General features: G+C 63.3%; 21 protein-coding genes and 1 pseudogene. 9 read left to right on the top strand and 13 right to left on the bottom strand.

Translation table 11 applies throughout. The features are described 5' to 3' along the window. Positions 1 to 107 precede the first annotated feature (107 nt). The gene (locus tag Q4G22_RS13825; RefSeq protein ID WP_303386478.1) at positions 108 to 605 is read right to left on the bottom strand and encodes a LysR substrate-binding domain-containing protein; all 498 of its coding nucleotides are present in this window, start codon (positions 603 to 605) and stop codon (positions 108 to 110) included. After that, positions 593 to 1,033 carry a LysR family transcriptional regulator gene (locus Q4G22_RS13820; protein ID WP_303386477.1) on the bottom strand — a complete coding sequence of 147 codons (441 nt, stop codon included), beginning with the start codon at positions 1,031 to 1,033 and terminating at the stop codon, positions 593 to 595. Before Q4G22_RS13820 ends, Q4G22_RS13825 begins: the two co-directional genes overlap by 13 nt. A gap of 247 nt (positions 1,034 to 1,280) precedes the next feature. On the opposite strand from Q4G22_RS13820, the pseudogene rpsO reads away from it, so the two are divergent. Both rpsO and Q4G22_RS13810 read left to right on the top strand, forming a co-directional pair. Then, a pseudogene (rpsO, locus tag Q4G22_RS13815) lies at positions 1,281 to 1,448 on the top strand (30S ribosomal protein S15); the annotation flags it as partial. 138 nt (positions 1,449 to 1,586) lie between these two features. Next, on the top strand, positions 1,587 to 2,045 hold the full coding sequence (locus Q4G22_RS13810) for a nuclear transport factor 2 family protein (RefSeq protein WP_303386476.1): 459 nt from the start codon (positions 1,587 to 1,589) through the stop codon (positions 2,043 to 2,045). Between the two features lie 87 nt (positions 2,046 to 2,132). Here the strand turns inward: Q4G22_RS13810 and Q4G22_RS13805 are convergent, their stop codons facing one another. Beyond that, positions 2,133 to 3,005, bottom strand: coding sequence for a hypothetical protein (locus Q4G22_RS13805; RefSeq protein WP_303386475.1), 873 nt, complete (start codon positions 3,003 to 3,005; stop codon positions 2,133 to 2,135). On the opposite strand from Q4G22_RS13805, the gene Q4G22_RS13800 reads away from it, so the two are divergent. Continuing rightward, positions 2,976 to 3,956 carry a hypothetical protein gene (locus Q4G22_RS13800; RefSeq protein ID WP_303386474.1) on the top strand — a complete coding sequence of 327 codons (981 nt, stop codon included), beginning with the start codon at positions 2,976 to 2,978 and terminating at the stop codon, positions 3,954 to 3,956. The genes Q4G22_RS13805 and Q4G22_RS13800 overlap by 30 nt on opposite strands. Here the strand turns inward: Q4G22_RS13800 and mgrA are convergent, their stop codons facing one another. The 4 genes from mgrA to Q4G22_RS13780 all read right to left on the bottom strand — a co-directional run bounded on the left by mgrA (position 3,957) and on the right by Q4G22_RS13780 (position 9,538). Continuing rightward, positions 3,957 to 4,985, bottom strand: coding sequence for an L-glyceraldehyde 3-phosphate reductase (mgrA, locus tag Q4G22_RS13795; RefSeq protein ID WP_303386473.1), 1,029 nt, complete (start codon positions 4,983 to 4,985; stop codon positions 3,957 to 3,959). Continuing rightward, entirely contained in the window at positions 4,985 to 7,870 is a 2,886-nt protein-coding gene (gene ileS, locus Q4G22_RS13790; RefSeq protein ID WP_303386472.1) for an isoleucine--tRNA ligase, read from the bottom strand. The genes mgrA and ileS overlap by 1 nt, the downstream gene beginning before the upstream one ends. A gap of 234 nt (positions 7,871 to 8,104) precedes the next feature. After that, a complete protein-coding gene (gene queF / locus Q4G22_RS13785; protein ID WP_303386471.1) occupies positions 8,105 to 8,566 on the bottom strand; it encodes a preQ(1) synthase in 462 nt (153 codons plus the stop codon). A 69-nt stretch (positions 8,567 to 8,635) separates the two neighbouring features. Beyond that, positions 8,636 to 9,538: a LysR family transcriptional regulator gene (locus Q4G22_RS13780; protein WP_303386470.1), complete on the bottom strand. Its 903-nt coding sequence runs from the start codon at positions 9,536 to 9,538 to the stop codon at positions 8,636 to 8,638. A 79-nt stretch (positions 9,539 to 9,617) separates the two neighbouring features. On the opposite strand from Q4G22_RS13780, the gene Q4G22_RS13775 reads away from it, so the two are divergent. From Q4G22_RS13775 to Q4G22_RS13765, 3 genes are read left to right on the top strand one after another with little or no spacing between them, the layout of a single operon-like run. Next, positions 9,618 to 10,268 (top strand): SDR family oxidoreductase, encoded by a 651-nt coding sequence (locus Q4G22_RS13775; RefSeq protein ID WP_303386469.1) that lies wholly within the window; start codon positions 9,618 to 9,620, stop codon positions 10,266 to 10,268. A 44-nt stretch (positions 10,269 to 10,312) separates the two neighbouring features. Next, positions 10,313 to 10,732, top strand: a complete 420-nt coding sequence (locus Q4G22_RS13770) for a group III truncated hemoglobin (RefSeq protein WP_303386468.1) — start codon at positions 10,313 to 10,315, stop codon at positions 10,730 to 10,732. An 11-nt stretch (positions 10,733 to 10,743) separates the two neighbouring features. Further along, entirely contained in the window at positions 10,744 to 11,079 is a 336-nt protein-coding gene (locus Q4G22_RS13765) for a VOC family protein (RefSeq protein ID WP_303386467.1), read from the top strand. 10 nt (positions 11,080 to 11,089) lie between these two features. Here the strand turns inward: Q4G22_RS13765 and Q4G22_RS13760 are convergent, their stop codons facing one another. From Q4G22_RS13760 to ispH, 4 genes are read right to left on the bottom strand one after another with little or no spacing between them, the layout of a single operon-like run. Then, entirely contained in the window at positions 11,090 to 11,725 is a 636-nt protein-coding gene (locus Q4G22_RS13760) for a trimeric intracellular cation channel family protein (RefSeq protein WP_303386466.1), read from the bottom strand. Then, positions 11,722 to 12,171, bottom strand: coding sequence for a ribonuclease HI (rnhA, locus tag Q4G22_RS13755; RefSeq protein ID WP_303386465.1), 450 nt, complete (start codon positions 12,169 to 12,171; stop codon positions 11,722 to 11,724). Before rnhA ends, Q4G22_RS13760 begins: the two co-directional genes overlap by 4 nt. Beyond that, positions 12,164 to 12,775 carry a glutathione S-transferase family protein gene (locus Q4G22_RS13750; RefSeq protein WP_303386464.1) on the bottom strand — a complete coding sequence of 204 codons (612 nt, stop codon included), beginning with the start codon at positions 12,773 to 12,775 and terminating at the stop codon, positions 12,164 to 12,166. The genes rnhA and Q4G22_RS13750 overlap by 8 nt, the downstream gene beginning before the upstream one ends. 50 nt (positions 12,776 to 12,825) lie before the next feature. Continuing rightward, positions 12,826 to 13,782 (bottom strand): 4-hydroxy-3-methylbut-2-enyl diphosphate reductase, encoded by a 957-nt coding sequence (gene ispH / locus Q4G22_RS13745; protein ID WP_303386463.1) that lies wholly within the window; start codon positions 13,780 to 13,782, stop codon positions 12,826 to 12,828. An 863-nt stretch (positions 13,783 to 14,645) separates the two neighbouring features. On the opposite strand from ispH, the gene Q4G22_RS13740 reads away from it, so the two are divergent. From Q4G22_RS13740 to Q4G22_RS13730, 3 genes are all read left to right on the top strand, one after another. Continuing rightward, positions 14,646 to 15,449, top strand: a complete 804-nt coding sequence (locus Q4G22_RS13740; RefSeq protein ID WP_303386462.1) for an RNA methyltransferase — start codon at positions 14,646 to 14,648, stop codon at positions 15,447 to 15,449. Positions 15,450 to 15,566: 117 nt separating this feature from the next. Further along, positions 15,567 to 16,001: a YHS domain-containing (seleno)protein gene (locus tag Q4G22_RS13735; protein ID WP_303386461.1), complete on the top strand. Its 435-nt coding sequence runs from the start codon at positions 15,567 to 15,569 to the stop codon at positions 15,999 to 16,001. Positions 16,002 to 16,204: 203 nt separating this feature from the next. Further along, positions 16,205 to 16,660, top strand: a complete 456-nt coding sequence (locus Q4G22_RS13730; RefSeq protein ID WP_303386460.1) for a CoA-binding protein — start codon at positions 16,205 to 16,207, stop codon at positions 16,658 to 16,660. A gap of 84 nt (positions 16,661 to 16,744) precedes the next feature. Here the strand turns inward: Q4G22_RS13730 and Q4G22_RS13725 are convergent, their stop codons facing one another. Together Q4G22_RS13725 and Q4G22_RS13720 are read right to left on the bottom strand one after the other, a co-directional pair. After that, positions 16,745 to 18,919 carry an OmpA family protein gene (locus Q4G22_RS13725; RefSeq protein WP_303386459.1) on the bottom strand — a complete coding sequence of 725 codons (2,175 nt, stop codon included), beginning with the start codon at positions 18,917 to 18,919 and terminating at the stop codon, positions 16,745 to 16,747. Between the two features lie 102 nt (positions 18,920 to 19,021). Next, the gene (locus Q4G22_RS13720; RefSeq protein WP_303386458.1) at positions 19,022 to 20,125 is read right to left on the bottom strand and encodes a glycosyltransferase 61 family protein; all 1,104 of its coding nucleotides are present in this window, start codon (positions 20,123 to 20,125) and stop codon (positions 19,022 to 19,024) included. Positions 20,126 to 20,173: the final 48 nt, after the last annotated feature.

The raw sequence follows: 20,173 nt of genomic DNA, 5'->3' as shown, positions 1-20,173 counted from the left end.
AACCGCTTGACTGAGACGACCCCGTTACCGAAGTCTGGAGCCTAGCCCGGCACTTGAGTTTAAAGATGTCATTATAGCTTCAGAAATGGAAAAGCTTTATGCGATCGTCATTCCTGACTGCTCTGGCGCAGCATATCCAGGAACAGCGCAAAGGCGCGGGAATGTTGGCGGCGGCTGGGATAGTAGAGGTGAAAGCCTGAAAACGGTGGGCACCAGCCTTCCAGCACCCGTTCCAACCGGCCCGATTCCAGATCCGCCTGCACCAGATCTTCGGGGATATAGGCGATGCCGACCCCGGCCCGCGCTGTGGTCAGCGCCTGGGCCGAGTTGTTGACCACGATCTGCCCCTCGACCCGCACCCGCAATTCACGGCTGCCCTGCTGAAATTCCCACGCATAGACCCCGGTCGAGGGATAGCGCAGGTTAACGCAATTATGCTTGATCAGATCGCGCGGATCATGCGGGCGTCCGGGGTGGTCAAGATAGCCGGACGTTGCGATGGTGGCCATGCGCAGATCGGGACTGATGCGTAGGGCGATCATGTCGCGGTCCACCGCCTCGCCCAAACGGATACCCGCGTCAAAACCCTCTTTCACGATGTCCACAAGCCGTGATCGACGGCCAGTTCCATCTGAATATCGGGATATTGGGCCAGAAATGTGGGCAAAACCGGCCACAGCACCGTTTCCGCCGCATGGGCGGACACCGACAGCTGGATCAGCCCGACCGAGGCGTCGCGCATATCGGCCAGCGCGTTTAACGCGGATGTTACCGCCTCTAACCGTGGGGTGATGTCGGCCAACAGCCGGGCATCTGCCTCGGTCGGGGCAACGCTGCGGGTGGCGCGGTTCAGCAGCCTTACACCCAGCCGTTCCTCGAAATCGCGGATACGATGCGACAGCGCGGATTGCGAGACGTCACGCTGCGCTGCCGCGTGGGTAAAGTTGCCTTCGCGGCAGCGGCGATAATGTCCAGAAGGTCGCGGATATCGTCGCGGGCATTGCCTGGCCTTGAGCCTGTGGCATGAGTTCACGGCCGTTGCCCGCATCAATCAATCAAGACCCGGCAGAGGGTATCAGGGCGGTCCCGCGCCAGTGCCAGCCCGGCGGCGCGCGCATCACGGCCATCGGGCGTGGTCAGCAGGGCCAGTGGTGGCACGGGGGCAGCGTTGGAAAAGCGGGGGTGAAATATCTCGATGACCTGATCGGATGACTGCCAGCGCGTCGTATTAAAGCTGACTGGCAGATATTGGCTGTGATCCGGCCCGATTGCGCGACCAAGCCCAATTCGCCACCCTGACCGAGCATTTCAAAAGCCACAAGAAAGACACTCACAGCCGACACGGGCTGCTGATGATGGTCGCTCAGCGCCGCAAGTTGCTGGACTGTCTGACTGCCAAGGACGAGGCTCGCTATACCTCGCTGATCCAGCGCCTCGGCCTGCACCGTCAGGCCACGCGAATGCCTGAAGGAACGCGCGTGGCCGAAGGCTGCGGGCGTTTTTGCTTGTGGGTGGTCTGCTCAAGGCTATGCTGGATAATACGCGTCATTATGTCGCTCGCGTCCCTTTTTTGAAAAGGAAGAGCCATGATCCGATTGATGCAGCCCTTTGTCCTTGGTGCCGCTTTGGTGCTGAGCGGGAACGCCGCCCTCGCACAAGAGCGGGATGCGGCGCAGGAAGAGGCCAACCGCCAGCTTGTTCTTGAATTCTATGACGGATTCTTTAACCGCCATGATGCAGGCGCGGCGGATGTGGTGGCGAATAACTATATTCAGCACAACCCCGAGGTTCCTGACGGGAAAGAGCCGTTCGTCGGGTATTTCACCGGCTTTTTCGCTGAAAACCCCGAATCGAAGGCACGGATCGTGCGTTCTGCCGCTGATGGTGATCTGGTCTGGCTGCATATCCATTCGACCAATGGCGCGGATGATCCCGGTCAGGCCGTCGTGGATATCTTCCGCGTCGAGGACGGCATGATCGTCGAGCATTGGGACGTGATCCAGCCCGTTCCGACCGAGGCGGCAAACGACAACACCATGTTCTGAGCCAGGCGCCACAATGACAACCGCCCGCCACCGCTGCGGGCGTTTTGCGTATTTCAGCCGGATAGCGCAAAGTCGGATCGGCTGCATTCACCGGATATGCAGGTGATACGGATTTATTTGTCTTTGTAGGTGATTTTCCCCAAATGGGATTCCTGCGCGGTGAAAATAGATACTTTTCCTTCGCGATAACGCGATTTCGTGACCTTCCTCCCCCGCAATAAGAGGGTAACGCCTGTGAAAAGCGGAGTCCGGATAAGCCTGATCGCGGTGACAAGCCCCTGTTCGACCTCGTGCAGGGCGTTGCCGGGTGGGGCTGTCACCATCTGGTCCAGTGCTGCGGGCAAAGGTATCGGGTGGCAGCATTGACGGCACCTGTTGCCACAGGCCGTCATCCTGCACCATCAAATAGGCAGATCGCAGCCTGTCGCGGCGGAAGGATGGATCATCCCAAAGCTCTTGCAGCAGGGCAGGAACGGTCAAGGCCAGATAGTCGAAATCGACGGCCAGGTGCGAAAGGCTGATCTGGCTTTGCCCGGTAAAGGCGGCAATCATGATTGCGTTCGGGCAAAAGCAATTGTTGGCGCTGCTGACCTCGGCGGTATCCGCCCGCGTCTGCATGTTTTCCCCACCCCAGAACGACAGGCCGGTGACGCTGATCCGAAGATCGCCGATCATCAGCACCCCGGCGGCAATTTCGGCCCAAGAAAACAGCGGCTGTGGCGCGGGGTTCGCGGTTGGCGCGGATGTAGCCCCCGGTGGCGCGGTAACAGACAGGCACAAGGCAGGCGTTTTACTGGGCGCGCATCCGTTGCTTTCATTCTTTGGCGGCAGGTTGACATGGGCCTGCGGTAAATCCAAGCAAAGAAGAATGATATTGGTGCGGGGAATCCGGGGACGGGTATCCGGCGCGGCAAAGAAAGGAACGCGGGCATGTTCAACATTCTGGCGGTGGTGCAGCATGGGCGGCTGGCGTTTGAATCGCTGATCTTGACGGCTTCGCTGCGTGCCAATGCCCCCGATTGGCAGGGCCGCCTGATTTTGGCCGAACCGCTGGCCCAAGGCGCATGGGCCGGGCATGATACCGCCATCAGCGACCCGATCCGTGCCGCGCTGACCGCCATGGGGGCCGAGATCGTGCCCTTTACCGCGCAGCATTTCGGCGCCGCCTATCCCTTTGGCAACAAGATCGAGGCGCTGTCGGTTCTGCCCCCCGATCAGCCGTTCCTGTTTCTGGATACTGACACGCTGGTTCTGGATGCGCTGGATCAGGTGCCGTTCGATTTCACCCGCCCTGCTGCCTCGATGCGGCGCGAAGGCACTTGGCCCGAACCGCCGCTGTATGGCCCGGATTATGCGGCGATCTGGCGGTCTCTGTATGAGCGCTTCGGGCTGGATTTCGACAGTTCGCTGGATACCAGTCAACAGGCGGATCACTGGGAACGGTTCCTTTATTTCAACGCAGGCTGGTTCTTTGGTGCCAATCCGGCAGAGTTCGGGCGGCGGTTTCTGGATTGGGCATTGGTGGTGCGCGATGATCCGGGCGATGCGCTGGCCTGTCAGGCGCTGGACCCGTGGCTGGATCAGATCGTGCTGCCGCTGGTGATTCACTCCTTTGGCGGTGGTCGCCCCGGCCCGGAACTGGCCGGGCTGGATGGCGATGTCACCTGTCATTACCGCAACCTGCCGCTGCTGTATGCCCGCGAAAGCGACGCGGCGATTGATGCGTTGGAGCAGGCCGCCGCGCCCAACCGCATCAAAAAACTGCTGCGCGATTGGGAGCCGGCGAAAAAGCTGATCTATCAGGGCAAAGGCCGCGAAAAGATCAGGCCGATGTTCGCGGGCGCGCCGCTGCCGTCGCGGGAACAGCCGCTGCGCCAGCAGATCAAAAAGGCAGGCTGGTGGATGGTCTGATTAGGCGTCAGACGACCGCGCCCAAAGGTTCAACTCGCCGTCAAAGGCCAAGGTGTCGATCTGCGCTAACTCATCCGCGCTGAAATCCAGCCGCGTCAGTGCGCCCGCGCAATCGGCGACCTGTTCGGGGCGCGAGGCACCGATCAGCGCCGAGGTCACACGGCCATCCCGCAAGGCCCAGGCAATCGCCATCTGCGCCAGCGTCTGCCCGCGCGCCGCCGCCAGATCGTTCAACCCGCGCAAGCTGCCTTGCATCTGCGGGGTCAGCCAGTCGGGGCGCAGCGATTTGCCCTGTGCGGCGCGGCTGCCATCCGGGATGCCGTCCAGATAGCGGCTGGTCAGCAAGCCCTGTGCCAGCGGGGTGAAGACGATGCAGCCGATGCCCTCATCACCCAGCACATCCAGCAGCCCCTCGGTCTCGATCCAGCGGTTCAGCATGTTATAGCTGGGCTGGTGAATCAGGCAGGGCGTGCCCAGATCGCGCAGGATCGCCGCCGCCTCGGCCGTGCGCTGCGGGCCATAGCTGGAAATCCCGGCATACAGCGCGCGGCCAGACCGGACGATATGATCCAGCGCGCCCATGGTTTCTTCCAGCGGCGTGTCGGGGTCAAAGCGGTGCGAATAGAAGATATCGACGTAATCGACCCCCAGCCGCCGCAGCGACTGATCGCAGGAGGCAATCAGCGATTTGCGGCTGCCCCATTCGCCATAAGGGCCGGGCCACATGTCATAACCCGCCTTGCTGGAAATCACGATCTGATCGCGCAGACCGGCAAAGTCGCTGCGCATGATTTCGCCAAAGGCGGTCTCGGCACTGCCGGGCGGCGGGCCATAGTTATTGGCCAGATCGAAATGGGTGATGCCCAGATCAAAGGCGGTGCGGCAGATGGCGCGTTTGGTTTCATGCGGGGTATCGCCGCCGAAATTATGCCACAGCCCGAGACTGATCGCAGGCAGTTTCAGCCCCGACCGCCCGCAGCGGCGATAGGTCATACGGTCGTAGCGATCTGTTGCAGGATGCCAGCTCATCAGCCCAGAACCTCATTACAGCGGGCGCAGGTGCCCGGATGTTGGTGGGTGCCAACGTCGGGCAGGATTTTCCAGCAACGCTGGCATTTTTGCCCCTCGGCTGTCTCGAACACTACACCGATGCCGGGGATTTCGGGCAGGCGGAATGCCTCATCCGGCAGCGGATCGTCGGTCAGGCTGATGTCCGAGGTGATGCAGACATCGTGGAAATTGACCGATTTCAGCGCTGCCATGGTGTCTGCGTCGCGAATATGCACGACCGGCGCGGCCTCAAGACTGGCACCGATGACCTTATCGCTGCGCTTGATTTCCAACGCCGCCGTCACCACACGGCGGGCGCGGCGCACCAGATCCCATTTCGCGGCCAAGGGTTCGTTCAGCCAGTCAGCGGGTGTGGCGGGGAAATCATGCAGATGAACGCTGTCATCATCCGAGGGGAAGCGCGCCAGCCAGACGTCTTCCATCGTAAAGGGCAGGATCGGGGCCAGCCATGTCACAAGGCGGTGGAACAGAATGTCCATGACCGTGCGCACCGCCCGCCGGCGCGTGCTGTCGGGCGCGTCGCAATACAGCGCGTCCTTGCGGATGTCGAAGTAAAACGCCGACAGATCCAGCGTGCAAAACTGGAACAGCGTCTGGAAAACGCCTTGGAAATCATAGGTGTCATAACCGCGCCGGACCGCGTGATCCAGTTGTGCAAGGCGGTGCAGCACCCATTGTTCCAGCTCGGGCATGTCGTCGGGGGCGACCCGCTCGCCATCATCAAACCCGGCCAGCGAACCAAGCAGGAAGCGCAGCGTATTGCGCAAGCGGCGATAGCTGTCAGCGGTGCCTTTCAGGATTTCGGGGCCGATACGGCTGTCGGCGGTGTAATCCACCTGCGCCACCCAAAGCCGCAGAATGTCGGCGCCGTATTGCTTGATAACCTCGGCCGGGACGATGGTATTGCCCAACGATTTGGACATTTTCATGCCCTTTTCGTCCAGCGTGAAGCCATGCGTCAGCACCGCCCGATAAGGCGCGCGCCCGCGCGTGGCGCAGGCCTGCAACAGTGAGGATTGGAACCAGCCACGATGCTGGTCGGTGCCTTCCAGATACAGATCGGCGATGCCATCTGCCGCGCCATCCTCGCGGTCGCGCAGCACAAAGGCATGGGTGGACCCGCTGTCGAACCATACATCCAGCACGTCCATGACCTGATCGTAATCGTCGGGGTTCACGATCCCGTCCAGCATCCGCGCCTTGAACCCGTCCTCATACCAGACATCCGCGCCGCCCGCCTCGAACGCCTCGATGATGCGGGCGTTAACCCGTTCATCGCGCAGCAGGAAATTGTCATCGCTCGGCTTGGTCCCGCGCCGCACGAAACAGGTTAGCGGCACGCCCCAAAGCCGTTGCCGCGACAGGTTCCAGTCGGGCCGCCCCTCGACCATCGAGAAAATCCGGTTGCGCCCGGTCTGCGGCGTCCATTGCACCAGCTTGTCGATCGAGGTCAGCGCGCGGGTGCGGATCGTATCGCCATACTCGCCCATCCCGTCGGACAGCGGCCTGTCGATGGCGGCGAACCATTGCGGGGTGTTGCGATAGATCAGCGGCGCCTTGGACCGCCAGCTATGGGGGTAGCTGTGCTTCATCTTACCCTTGGCGAGCAGCGCGCCCGCGCCGTGCAGCGCCTTGATATTGCTCACATTCGCCGGGCCTTCCTTGCCATCGGGCAGGATGATCGCCTGCCCACCAAAGACCGGCAGATCGGCGCGATAGCTGCCGTCCGGCTCGACGTTATAGGTCATCGGGATGCCGTGTTTCAGCGCCAACTGATAGTCATCGTCGCCGTGGCTGGGCGCGGTATGGACAAAGCCCGTGCCGGCATCGTCGGTGACATGATCGCCGGGCAGCATGGGAACGTCATAGTCCCATTCGCCCGCGCCGCCCTCGATACCGCGATAGGGGTGGGCGAGGGTCAGGCCCGCCAGTTCATCCGCCGACACATCGCGCAACCGGGTGTGGCCGCTGACCTTGGCGGCGGCCATCACGCCGTCTGCCAGCGCATCGGCCAGCACCAGACGTTCGCCGACGATGGCGGTGCCTTCGGCTTCGGTCACCTCATACAGACCATAGGCAATGCCCGGCCCATAGGCGACGGCGCGGTTCTGCGGGATAGTCCAGGGGGTCGTGGTCCAGATGACGATAGACGCGCCGTTCAGCGCATCGCCAGTGGGGCGGAACCGCACCCAGACCTGATGACTGGTGTGGTCCTTATACTCCACCTCAGCCTCGGCCAGCGCGGTTTTCTCGACCGGCGACCACATCACCGGCTTGGACCCCTGATAGAGACTGCCGTTCATCAGCAGCTTCATGAATTCGCCTGCGATCACCGCCTCGGCGTGGTAGTTCATCGTCAGGTAAGGATCGTCCCATTTGCCGGTGACGCCAAGCCGCTGAAATTCCTCGCGCTGGACGCCGACCCAGTGATCGGCAAAGCGGCGGCATTCCTGACGGAAATCAACGGGGTCGATGGCGTCCTTATCCTGCCCCTTGGCGCGATACTGTTCCTCGATCTTCCATTCGATCGGCAGGCCGTGGCAATCCCAGCCGGGCACATAGCGCGCGTCGCGGCCCATCATCTGCTGACTGCGGGTGATGAAATCCTTCAGCACCTTGTTCAGCGCGTGGCCGATATGCAGGTTGCCGTTCGCATAGGGGGGGCCATCGTGCAGAATGAACGGCGCGCGGTCTCCGCCTTGCGCGCGCAGCTGGTCGTAAATGCCCAGCCTGTCCCAACGGTCCAGCCATTCGGGTTCGCGCGCGGGCAATCCGGCGCGCATGGGGAAATCGGTTTCGGGCAGAAAAACGGTGCTGCGATAATCGGGGGTCTGGTCGCTCATCGGGGCGGAATCCTTGGTCAAACGTGGCAGGCAAGCATGATCCCGGCGGTAAGGAAACCCCTTGCCGCCGGGCGGATAATTCGGTCAATCCGGCCCGTCCAGAACATGTCCGCCTGTATAAAAACGCGCCGCCACCGCCGCAAGGGCGCATTCCCGCCAAAGCGGCCCGTGTTTTCTGTTTGCGATCAATACGCCGGGGTCCGGGGGCTGGTCCCCGGTCGCTGCGATGGAACCCTACCCACGCCCGCGATAGCCAGGCACACCCTGATCGGGCACCCACACCCCTTGTGGCACCGTGCCAGTCTGCCAGAACACATCAATCGGCATCCCGCCGCGCGGATACCAATAGCCGCCGATGCGCAGCCATTGCGGCGACAGCAGATCGGCCAGACGGCGGCCGATAGACACGGTGCAATCTTCGTGAAACGCGCCATGATTGCGAAAGCTGCCCAGAAACAGTTTCAACGACTTGGATTCCACCAGCCAGTCGCCGGGCAGATAGTCGATCACCAGATGCGCGAAATCCGGCTGGCCGGTCATCGGGCACAGGCTGGTGAACTCGGGCTGGGTAAAGCGCACCAGATACACTTGCCCGGCCTGCGGGTTGGGCACACGTTCCAGAACCGCCTCGTCAGGCGATTGCGGCAGGGGGGTGGCCTGTCCAAGCTGGGTCAGATTGTCGGTGTAATGGGACATGATGGCTCCTGTTTTGACCGGGTGGGCTGCGACCGGATGGCCGGGGAATAGCAGCCTTGCCGCCCCCCGTCAAAGTGCGGTCAGGCTTTCAGTCAGGGCATCCAGAAACACCCGCACCTTGGCCGGGATCATCCGTCCGGGCGGCATCAGCGCATGGATCGCACCCTGGGTTCGGCCCTGCCAGCCCGGCAGCACCCGCACCAGCCGCCCCGAGGCCAGCGCCGGACGTGCCAGCCAGTCCGTTGCCAGCAAAATGCCCGCCCCATCCAAAGCGGCGGCCATCAGCGCGTCGGAACTGTCGCAGATCAGCGGCCCGTGCGGGCGCAATTCATGCACGTGCTGCCCATCGGTCAGCGACCAGTCGGGCCAGAACGCATTGCCGGTAAAGACAAGGCAGGCGTGGCCCGCCAGATCGCTCGGATGATCCGGCATACCCTGCGCGGCAATATAGCCGGGCGCGGCAATCAGAATATCGCGGTATTCACCCAGCTTGCGCATGGTCAGCGAACTGTCTTGCGGTTGGCCCATGCGGATCGCCAGATCATAGCTTTCGGCAACCAGATCGACGCGGCGGTTCGAAAGGCTCAACTCCAGCCGGATGTCGGGCCAGTTGGCGGCGAAACCGGCCAGCAGCGGTGCGATGGCCAGCATACCAAAACTCTGCGGGACCGAGACGCGCAGCACACCTTGCGGGGTGGCGGCCAGGTCGGCGGCTTCGCGCCCGGCGGCGCTTAATTGCTCCAGCAGATCGCGCACCCGCAGGTGATAGCGCGCGCCCGCCTCGGTCAGAGCGACCTGCCGCGTGGTCCGCGCCAAAAGTCGGGTGCCCAGGTGTTCCTCCAGCCGCCGCACCCGGCGCGAGATCAGCGAGGCATCCACTCCGATCACCCGCGCCGCCGCCACGAAGCTGCCCTGATCGGCCACGGCGGCAAAGGCGGCGATTTCGTCGAAAGATTGCGGACCAAGTTGCATCAGTCAAATGCCGTCAGGTGGGATTATAGCGGAAACCATAGGGTTTATATTCGCTTCATACAATCGACAGGAGATCACCATGAAAACCTATTTTGTTATCGGCGCTGGTCCGGGCATGAGCCTTGCCACCGCACAAAAATTCGCGGCACAGGGCTTTCGCGTCGTGCTGGCTGCGCGCAATGCCGACCATCTGAGAGAGCTGGCGGGGCAGATGGGTGGCTCGGTTGAGGCCCACGTCGTCGATGCCACCGACGCGCAGGCGGTTGCTGCGCTGATCCGTGCAGTCGAAGACGCGGGCGGTATCGACGTGCTGCACTATAACGCTGCGCAGATCCGCAAGGGCAGTGTGACCGAACAGCCGCTGGACAGTTTCAACGCCGATCTTGCAGTGAACATTGGCGGCGCGCTGGCCGCGATCCATGCCGCCGCGCCCGCGATGAAGGCGCGCGGTTCGGGCACGATCCTGCTGACCGGCGGCGGGTTTGGCCTGCGTCCGCATCCCGACTATCTGTCGCTGAGCATCGGCAAGGCGGGCATCCACACCATCGCCAAGGCATTGTTCGAGGATTTCCGCTCCCACGGCGTGCATGTCGCCGCGCTGGTGGTGAAAGGTTTCGTCAATGCACAGGGACGGGATGCGGGGCCGGTGGCGGATACCTTTTGGGCGATCCACGATCAGGCACCCGCCGATTGGCAGCCCGAGGTGGTCTATACCCCCATCGGGAACTGAGCGCGCCGCGGCGCATCGTGCCGCGACTTGCCCGGCGGGTGAGCATGGTCCATCATGGTGCCATGATCCCGCCGCGCTTTGACGTTTCGCCTGAACAGATCGACCGCGTTGTGGCGGTATTTTATGCCGCGATCCGTCGGCATGAAGTGCTTGGCCCGGTGTTCAGCCGCCATGTCCACGACTGGCCCGAACACGAGGCCAAGATCGCCGCCTTCTGGCGCAACGCTATCCGATATGAACGCGGCTATGACGGCAACCCGATGCGTGTTCATATGGCGGCCGGAGATGTGCGGGCCGATCATTTTACTCCGTGGTTGGCGCTGTTCGACGAAACCCTGCGGCGCACATTGCCGCCTGAACCTGCCGCCGCTTGGTCGGCTTTGGCGCACCGCATCGGGGCGGGGTTGCGCATGGGCGTGCAGGATCTGCGCGACCGCGTGCCGGGGCCACCTGTCCTGCGATGAAAGGAACCTTTATGACGCCCCCTTTGCAGATTGATTACGTCGAGTTCTACAGCCCCGATCTGTCGGCAACGCAGGATTTCATGGCCCGCGCCTTTGGCTGGGATTTCGTCGATTACGGCCCGGATTATCGCGATATTCAGGGCGCCGGAATTGGCGGAGGGGTCGAATGCGCCGCCCATGCCGCGCCGCTGATTATCCTGAAAACTGACGATCTTCAGGCCGCCTATGACCGCATCACCGCCGCCGGGGCCGAAATCACGCGCGAGATATTCGATTTTCCCGGCGGGCGGCGGTTTCAGTTCCGCGAACCGGGCGGCACCGAAATGGCGGTCTGGACCCCGGCCTGATGTTCACAGCCTAGGGCTGGCGCGGCGGCCTTGGCTTATACAGCGGCAAGGCCCAGCCCCACACCATACTGCCAATCCGCAGCGCCAACACGACCGCTGCACAGGCCAGCAGCGCGGCGGGCTGCGGCAGGCCCAGCCAGACCAGCAGCACCGCCGTCAGCGCGCCGCCAAAGGCTGCGGTGATATACAACTCGCCCTGACGAAAGATCATCGGCACTTCGTTGCCGACCACATCGCGCATCAGCCCGCCAAAAGTGCCCGTGGCGATCCCCATCAGCACCACGATGACCGGTGACACGCCAACCCCCATCGCAACCCCGACCCCGGCCGGCACCGCAATCGCCAGCGCAAAGGCATCCAGCCACAACAGGGCGCGCGCCCGGCTTTCCAGCAGATGCGCCGTCCAGAACACGATGACCGCCGCAACCGCCGCCATCACGATCAGCGAGGGCCGCGCCACCCAGACCAGCGGCGCACGATCCAGCAGCAGGTCGCGCAGCGTGCCGCCGCCAACTGCCGTCAGCGCCGCCATGAACACAAACCCGGTCAGGTCCAACTGCTTGCGGCTGGCCACCAGCGCCCCGGTCAGCGCAAAGATCAGCGCCGAGGCGTAGTCCAGCGCCAGCACCAGCGCCGCCAGCGTCATTTGAACGGCTCCATCCCGGCGCGGGCCAGTTCGTCGGCGCGTTCGTTTTCTGCGTGACCGGCGTGGCCCTTGATCCAGCGCCATTCCACCTGATGCCGCGCCTGCGCCGTATCCAGCCGCTGCCACAGCTCGACATTCTTGACCGGCTTTTTGTCGGCGGTGCGCCAGCCATTGCGCTTCCAGCTATGAATCCACTGGGTGACGCCGTTTTTCACATAGGCGCTATCGGTGGTGATGACGATGCTGGCGGGGCGCGTCAGCGCCTCAAGCGCGGAAATCGCGGCCATCAGCTCCATGCGGTTGTTGGTGGTGTCAGCTTCGCCGCCCTGCAACTCGCGCTCTTTGATGATGGTTTCCCCATCCATGGCGCGCATCAAAACGCCCCAGCCGCCGGGGCCGGGATTGCCGCTGCACGCGCCATCGGTCCAGGCGAAAAGATCAGGCATCCAGCCCCACATAACCCGACAGTGCGGTCACACGATCCAGCCAGCGGCTCATCCCCGGAAAGCGTGTTATATCGAACCCGCCCCGGCTGCCCGCCGTATGTGTATACGCGTAAAGACAAATATCGGCCAGCGAGACAGCATCCCCCACCAGCCAGTCATGCGCGGCCAGCCGTGCCTCCATCAGCGCCAGCAAGGCGTGACCGCGCTCCAGCAATTCAGCCATGCGCTCTGGCGTCGCAAGATGTGCCCTTGATGGATAGTAATTCAGCGCCCCACGAACGGCGATCACGCCCTCATGCTGGTTTTGCTCCCAGAACATCCAGGACAGCATCTGCGCGCGGTCAAAGGGAGCGGCAGGCACAAAATCGCTGCCATCCGCCAGCCAGCACAGGATCGCATTCGACTCCGCCAGGCGCCGCCCGTTATCCAGCTCCAGCACCGGAGCCTTGCCGAACGGCAATGTGCCGGCCTCTTTGGCGGCCTGCAATTCGGGCGAGGCATCCTCGACATCAACAATTTCAACGCGCTTTCCCAGCAACGCCAGCAAAAGCCGAACCTTGTAACTGTTGCCGGAAGAAGGCATCGAATACAGTGTCATGGGCATCTTCTGTCCATAAATATCCTCTGGGGGTCCGGGGGGCGAAGCGCCCCCGGTCACACCGTTTCACGCAGAACCCGCGGCACTTTGAATTCGACCCGTTCCTGCGCGGTTTCCACTACTTCCACGATCAGGTCATAACGGTCGCGAAAGGCGTCGATAACCTCGTTCACCAGCACTTCGGGGGCACTGGCACCGGCGGTCACGCCGACCGCGCGCGCGCCCTGGATGGCGCGCCAGTCGATGGCATCGGCGCGCATCACCAGTTGCGAATAGGCGCAGCCGGCGGCGCGGCCCACCTCGACCAAGCGTTTGGAATTGCTGGAGTTCGGCGCCCCGATCACCAGTAATGCGTCGATCTGCCCCGCAATCGCCTTGACGGCAGCCTGACGGTTGGTGGTGGCATAGCAGATGTCCTCTTTCGCGGGGCCGATGATCGCTGGAAAGCGCGCCTGCAAGGCGGCCACGATTTCGGCGGTGTCATCGACCGAAAGCGTGGTCTGGGTGATATAGGCCAGCCGCGCCGGATCGCGTGGTGTGATCGTGGCCACATCGGCGACGGTTTCCACCAAAATAACCTCGCCTTCAGGTAATTGCCCCATTGTTCCAAGGACTTCCGGGTGGCCTTCGTGGCCGATCATCACCATTTGCAGCCCTTCGGCATGATGGCGTTCAGCCTCGACATGGACCTTGGAGACCAGCGGGCAGGTGGCATCGACGAATACCATATCGCGTCGCCGCGCCTCGGCCGGGACGGATTTCGGCACACCATGGGCCGAAAAGATCACCGGGCGGTCATCGGGGCATTCATCCAGTTCCTCGACAAAGACAGCGCCTTTTTCACGAAGAGAATCAACCACATATTTGTTATGCACGATCTCGTGCCGGACAAAGACGGGTGCGCCCCATTTTTGCAGCGCCAGTTCGACGATCTTGATCGCGCGGTCCACACCGGCGCAAAATCCGCGCGGCGCGGCCAGATACAGGGTCAGAGGGGGCTTTGCGTGTTCCATGGCTGTGGCCTAGCGCGAAGCGGCGCGACAGTCCAGCGCAACAGCCTGCGCGCGTTGCGCGATGCACGGCGGCGCAACACTTGCGCAAAAACGCCAGCGTTTATTGAGTTTTCGGCGGCACAGCCTGTGCACCACCTGTGCACAGGCTGTACACAAGCTGTACACAGGCAGCGCGCGTTGCGGGCTGAGTCCGGGCAGGTTGTGGTTGCGCGCGATCTGCCCCGAGGCGCGTCTTTCAGACAAACAGAAAGCAAGGGCCGCCGCCATGGGCAGAGCGGTGCCGCCCCCCTGTCCTGGGCATCCTTGAACGGGGCGGGGCGTCGGCGGATTGTAAAAATTTTTCTTTATCAATGCCTTTCCTGTTGATGAGGGGCGTATTCACATTGTCTGCCCGGCGGAGCCACAGGCGATGACAACTCTGATCGAGGCTGGCTTTCGCGCCGTCACGGCATGAACAAATGTGCCAGTGTTCAGAAAAATGGCGATGTTAACGGGATCGAAAGCTTGTGGCGCTATGCCAAGGGCTGTCGTCAGACGTGCAACGGGCTACGAAAGGTCAGCCTTCCTGAAGGAGAGTGAGTTTTGCTTTACGGGGTAGGGGCCTTTGCAAAATGCGGCTGGAATCGTGCAGAATAAAACCGATCAGATGCCCAACCGAGACAGAGCCTTGGGCAAGCAGGATGCCGGGGCCGCCTGTCAGAGCGGTGCCGGGGAAAAGCGGCGGCTGGCGGGCGTGCCGTTTGCCCAAATGCGCACTTTGGGGCGCGGTGAAAGATGTCTGTGCGGCGCGGGTGGTGGCGCGTGCCCTTGCCATTGCCTGCCGATCCGCCGCACAACAGCCGGGCAGAAGGAAAGGAAAGCCGATGGCAGACAGCAAAGGTGGCGCGCGCAAGCCGGCTTGGGTGATCGACAAAGAACGCGCGCGGCGGGCTGCGGCGGCGGAAACGATCTGGCTGTTCGGGCTTCATGCGGTGCGCGATGCGCTGGCCAATCCGGCGCGGGACAAGTTGCGACTGGTGCTGACGCGCAATGCCGCCGACCGGCTGGGCGTAAACCTTGGGATGGAGGCCGAGATCGTCGATCCGCGCGTCTTTACCAAGACCGTGCCGATTGCCGAGGAAAGCGTGCATCAAGGCGCTGCGATCGAGGTGAAACCGCTGCGTTGGGGCAGTCTTTCCGAGGTGGCGCTGCGCGATGTGCCCGGCGCGGCCCGGCCGCTGGTCGTGGCGCTGGACCGGGTAAGCGATCCGCATAATGTCGGCGCGATCCTGCGCAGTGCCGAGGTATTCGGCGCGCGCGCCGTGATTGCCCCCGCCCGCCACTCTGCGCCGGAAACCGGGGCCTTGGCCAAGACGGCATCCGGCGCGTTGGAGCGCCAGCCCTATCTGCGGGTGCCGAACCTGGCCGATGCGCTGATTTCCCTGCGCGAGATGGGCTTTATCCTGATCGGCCTGGATGGCACGGGCGAGGCGACCCTGCCCGATGTGCTGGCCGATCTGCCGGGGCGGGCGATCTGTCTGGTGCTGGGGTCCGAGGGGCCGGGGATGCGGGCGCGCACTCTGTCGCTGTGCGATCATGTGGTGCGCATCCCCTTTGCAGCCGATTTCGGGTCGCTGAATGTGTCGAATGCGGCGGCGATTTCGCTGTATGCCGCGACGCAGGGCTGAGGCAGGCGGGACACGCTTTTTCACTATTATGCGAAACCTTGCGGCCATGCGTTGAGAATCCGTCTGCCTGCTGCCAGATGATAAGGGTCCGCCCCAGCCAAGCCGTCAAGCTCTGCCATGATCCGACCGATTTTCCGATCCGCCCTGTCCATCGCTTTTGCCGCCGTGACCACCTGTCTGGCGGGTGCCGCCGCCGCGCAGGACTGGGCGCTTGAAGGCTATGATCCGGTCGGGTTTCAGGATCAGGGGCGCGCGGTGCCGGGGCGTGCCGATATTCACACCATCTGGAAGGGGCATTTGTGGATGTTCGCCAACGATCAGCACCGGCTGGCGTTCGAGGCGAACCCGCGCGCCTATGCGCCCGGTTTCGGTGGGCTGTGCCCTGTTGCCCTGTCCGACGGGCGCGAGGAAAAGGGCGATCCGCGCTTTTTCGTCGTGATCGGCGAAAGGCTGTATCTGACCCGATCCGATTCGGCCCGGCATATGCTGATGACGGCGCCACGTGATGTGCTGAACGATGCGCGCCGGAATTTCGCCGCTTTGGACAACTGACCAGGCGCCAGCCCGGCAGGAAAAAGTCACGTTTTCGCGAAGGCTATGGAACTTTATCCCCGGTATAACCATTTGATTGACTGAACATGGCCCCGGAACGGTCATGTTCGGATCACTGTCCCTCGTTCCGCGACTTGCGCCCGGCCTTCTGGACCGGGCGCTTTTTCTGTGGCAGATTGCCCGGAATTTGGGACGAGGTGGTTATGTCCGGTGCAATTCTTTTGCAGCCTGAGGATACATCCGAAGAAGATGCCGTCATCGCGCAGATCGCGCGGCAGGTGAAGGTGGTGGCCGTTGTCGGTCTTTCGCCGAATGCCGACCGCCCGTCCTGGGGTGTGGCGCGTTATCTGCAATCCTGCGGCATGCGGGTGATCCCGGTGAACCCCGGCCATGCGGGCGCCACGATTCTGAATGAAACGGTTTATCCCGATCTGGCCGCGATTCCGGCGGATGCCGAGGTGCAGATGGTGGATATTTTCCGCCGCTCTGACGCGGTTGCGGCGATCGTGGACGAGGCGATGGCGCATCTGTCCGATCTGCGGGTGATCTGGACCCAGATCGGTGTGCGCGACGATGCGGCGGCGCAGCGTGCCCGTGATGCCGGGTTGACCGTAATTCAGGACCGCTGCCCCAAGATCGAGTTTCCGCGCCATCTTTAGGGGGACGGCCCCACCGGGCCGGGAGGGTTGGCGCGACACGAAGGGCCAGAGTTTACCTCTGGCCCTTCACCATTTCCGGGGCGATCAGTTCGACGCGGTTTGCAGCAGGTCGGTGATCCGGCGGACCGAGGCGCGGCGGTTTTCGCGGATGTCGCCCTCGGCGCGGATTTTCAGGAACCGTTCGCCATAACCCTGCACCACCATGTTTTCCGGCGGCACCTGGAAATATTCGGTCAGCGCAAGGGCCACCGATTCCGCCCGGCGGTCAGACAGGGCAAGGTTCATCGCCTCGGCCCCTACGGTGTCGGTGTGGCCTTCGATCATAAAGATCTCGCGCGGGTTGGCGCGCACGGCGTCCGAGATGACCTTGCCCAGCGTCGCCAGTTGCCGTGCCTGATCGGGCTTGATCGCGGCCGATCCGGTGTCAAAGGTGATCGCGGCGACATCGACCGGGGCGACCAGCGCCCGCACCTCGGGGATGTTGCGGATCTGGCCAAGGGTAAAGCGGCGGTTCGCCTGCGTTTCGGCGGCCAGCGCGGCGCGCAGCTGTTCTTCGCTGGTCGGATTGGTGACGGGCACCGGGCGCGCGGGCGGGGGCAGGGCGCCGACATCCACCGGCGTCACATCGGCGGTGTCGTCGATCAGCTGCGTACGGGTGCCGTCAGCTGAAATCAGCGTGCGGCGCAGCACGCGCAGATTGGCGTCGCGGATGGTGACGACGCGGCTGCCGTCTTCGCGGGTGACGATGGTGCGCGACGACCCGTCATCGAAGTTTTCGGTGGTGACGGTGCTGCCGGGTTGGCGCAGCAGGGCCACTTCGTCCTTGATGACCTCTTGGCTGCCGTCGGCGCGGGTCACAACCACGCGGTCATCGGTGGACAGGGCGACCTGGCGATTGTTGTTCAGCATGGTGCCCACGGCCACAGCACCTGCGCCCAAGATCAGCGCGCGGGCCAGATCGGACGAACTGCCGCGTGCCTGCTGGCCACCCTCGGCGGGGGCGGTTTGCAATGACTGACCGGATTGGGCCAAGGCATCGCGCAGGCTGGATTCGAAATCCTCGCCGGATGAACGGGTGTTGGCTTCGGTGACAAGCTGTTCGATGGCGGGGGCGTCGGCCACGGCATCGTCATTCAGCGCGACAGCGGCGGGGGCCTCGGTTTCCGAGGCGGCTTCGGTGGCGGCGGCGGTTTCGGGGGTGTCTTCCTCGGGCGCGCGCAGTTGCAGCGTGCCATTGTCGGCCACGCGGTAAACCTGACGCGCGGCAGGGGCCATCATCAGCCGCCCCTGATCGTCGGTTTCGACGGTCACGCCGCCGGGGGTCATCAGCGCGACACCATCACCGCAGGGCTGTGTCGCGCCTGTTTCACAGGTCAGATCGCTGCCGGTCAGCCCGCTGGCGACCTCGGCCCGCAGGACTTCGGCCAGACGGGGCATCCGCTGTTGCCGGGTCTGCGAGGTTTCGTTGTCGGACAGAACCAGCGTGGCATCGGCGGCGGGGGGCGTTATCTCGACCTGCGCGGTCGCCTGCTCGCCGGTCAGCGCGGCGGCAAGGCCTGCTGCGGCGGCTGCGGTGGCCTCTGCCGCGTTGCCCGCCACATCGGCGACGGAATCGGCCACATCGGCGGCGGTGTCACGCGCGGCATCGGTGGCCTGATCGACCACCTGCCCGATGCTGGTGGCTTCAGGCTGTTCAGGTTCGGGTTCGGGCGCGGCCTCGACTGTTTCCTGCTGAGCGGCTTGCAGCGCGGCGGCCAGATCGTCTTGTGACGGCGAAACGGGTTCATCGGCGGCGGCCTGAACCTCGCCTGCGGCAAGGGCGGCTTTGTCGGCGGCCTGTTCGGCATCCTGCGCGGCCTCGGTTTCGGCCTCGATGGCGGCGGCTTCGGCCTGAGCGGCGCCGCTGGCAGGCACGACAGCGCCATCTTCACCCATCATGTTGATCTGATGATCGCGCGGAGCCAGAACGATGCTGCCGTTTTCCGCCACCTGCACCGTTACGCCCTGGGGCGTCACCAGCGTATCGGCGTTGTCACAGGGGCGTTCCGTGCCGCTGGCGCATTGCAGGTCGTCCGCCGTCAGCCCGTTGGCCAGTTCCTGCCCCAGCACCCCGGCCAGTCCGGGCATCCGTTCCGCCCGCACCGGGCCTTGTTCGGCGGCAACATCGTTGCCGATACGCAGTTCCGCCATGCCAGCCTGCGGCACGATCATGGCCAGTATGGCGGCAAGGGCGGTCGAATTCTGAATGATGCGGCGCATGAACAGTCCTTTTCGCTGGCTGCAACGGTCGTTTGACCACAGCATAACCATCCCCTGCGCCAAGGGTTCCAAAAAGGCACGTGATAACCGCGTGATGAGGGATCACACTTCGGGCAGATTGCCGGTGGTGGTCAGCAGACGGTCGGCCATCGACAGCAATTCGTCGGCGTCGATGGTAAAGCCACCCTCGGCGGTCTGGCCGACGACAAAGCCATAGGCGATGTCCATCAGCCGCGCCCATTCGTGATGCGGGTTATAAAAGCGGTCTGGCGGTTGCAGCACAAGAATGGCCCCACCCTGACGGATGCCATAGACCGCATGGCACATCTGGCTGCCCTCGACCGAGATAATCAGCGAAGCATCCAGCAATTGCCGCACGAATTCGCCGGTATCGCCTTCGGGATTCAGGATGGTGATCCCCGCCTGTTGCAGCACGGGTTCAAGTTCGGGCCAGTTAACGATGTCGCGGCTTTCGCCGCTGCCGCCACGGCGGATGAACACGATCCGGCCCGGTTGCGCCGGTGCGATCTTGCTGCGTATCCGGTCGCGCAGGCGGGTCAAGCGTTCGGCCTTGGACAGATTAAAGCCCAGTTCGCGCACCACGGTCAGCGAGGGCGTGGAAAAGGCCGCAACCTCGTGCCAGTTGTGATCGAAAAGCTGTTCATAGGCGGCAGCGTCCGTCCATGTCGGGCGGGGCAGGGACAGCAGGCCGGGGTGGTCGCGATACTGTTCGAACACCGGCGTATCATCCGCCAGCCAATGGCCGAAATATTTCAGGCCCTGCGTCGAATTCGCCAGCACCACCGGGCCGTCGATCTGTTCCGCGGCGCGGATCTGGCCAAAGCTGGGGTGCTTTGGCCCGATGAAATAGCGGCCATGCTGTGAAAATATCATGCCGCCCGCGACCGTCGCCGGTCCCAGCTCGAACACGTCGGCCGACACTTCGAGAAAGGCGGTGGCTGTCACCTTCATCACTTCGCTGTGCAGTTCCCGGCCAAAGCCACATGCGGTGACGCGATCCAGTTGATCGGGATCGAACAGGGCGGTGCGGCACGGGATCATCTTGCCGGTTGCCTTGGGCTGCGCGTCGGGCAGGCCCGCATATTGGTTGCGCGGGAAATGCAGCCGATAGGCAAGGCTGTTCCCCACCCGTTCCGCGCGCTGTTTCAGAAAAAGCGCCGATGCAGAGAAAACAGAGGAGGCCATGAGAAACCGGAAATCATGATTAAGGGGACAAAGGGCGGGTTCGCATGA

The sequence above is a fragment of the Paracoccus sp. (in: a-proteobacteria) genome, assembly GCF_030538655.1.
Taxonomy (GTDB): Bacteria; Pseudomonadota; Alphaproteobacteria; order Rhodobacterales; family Rhodobacteraceae; genus Paracoccus.
Note: the sequence above shows the minus strand (reverse complement) of the source record. Positions and strands in the feature narration are given on the sequence as shown.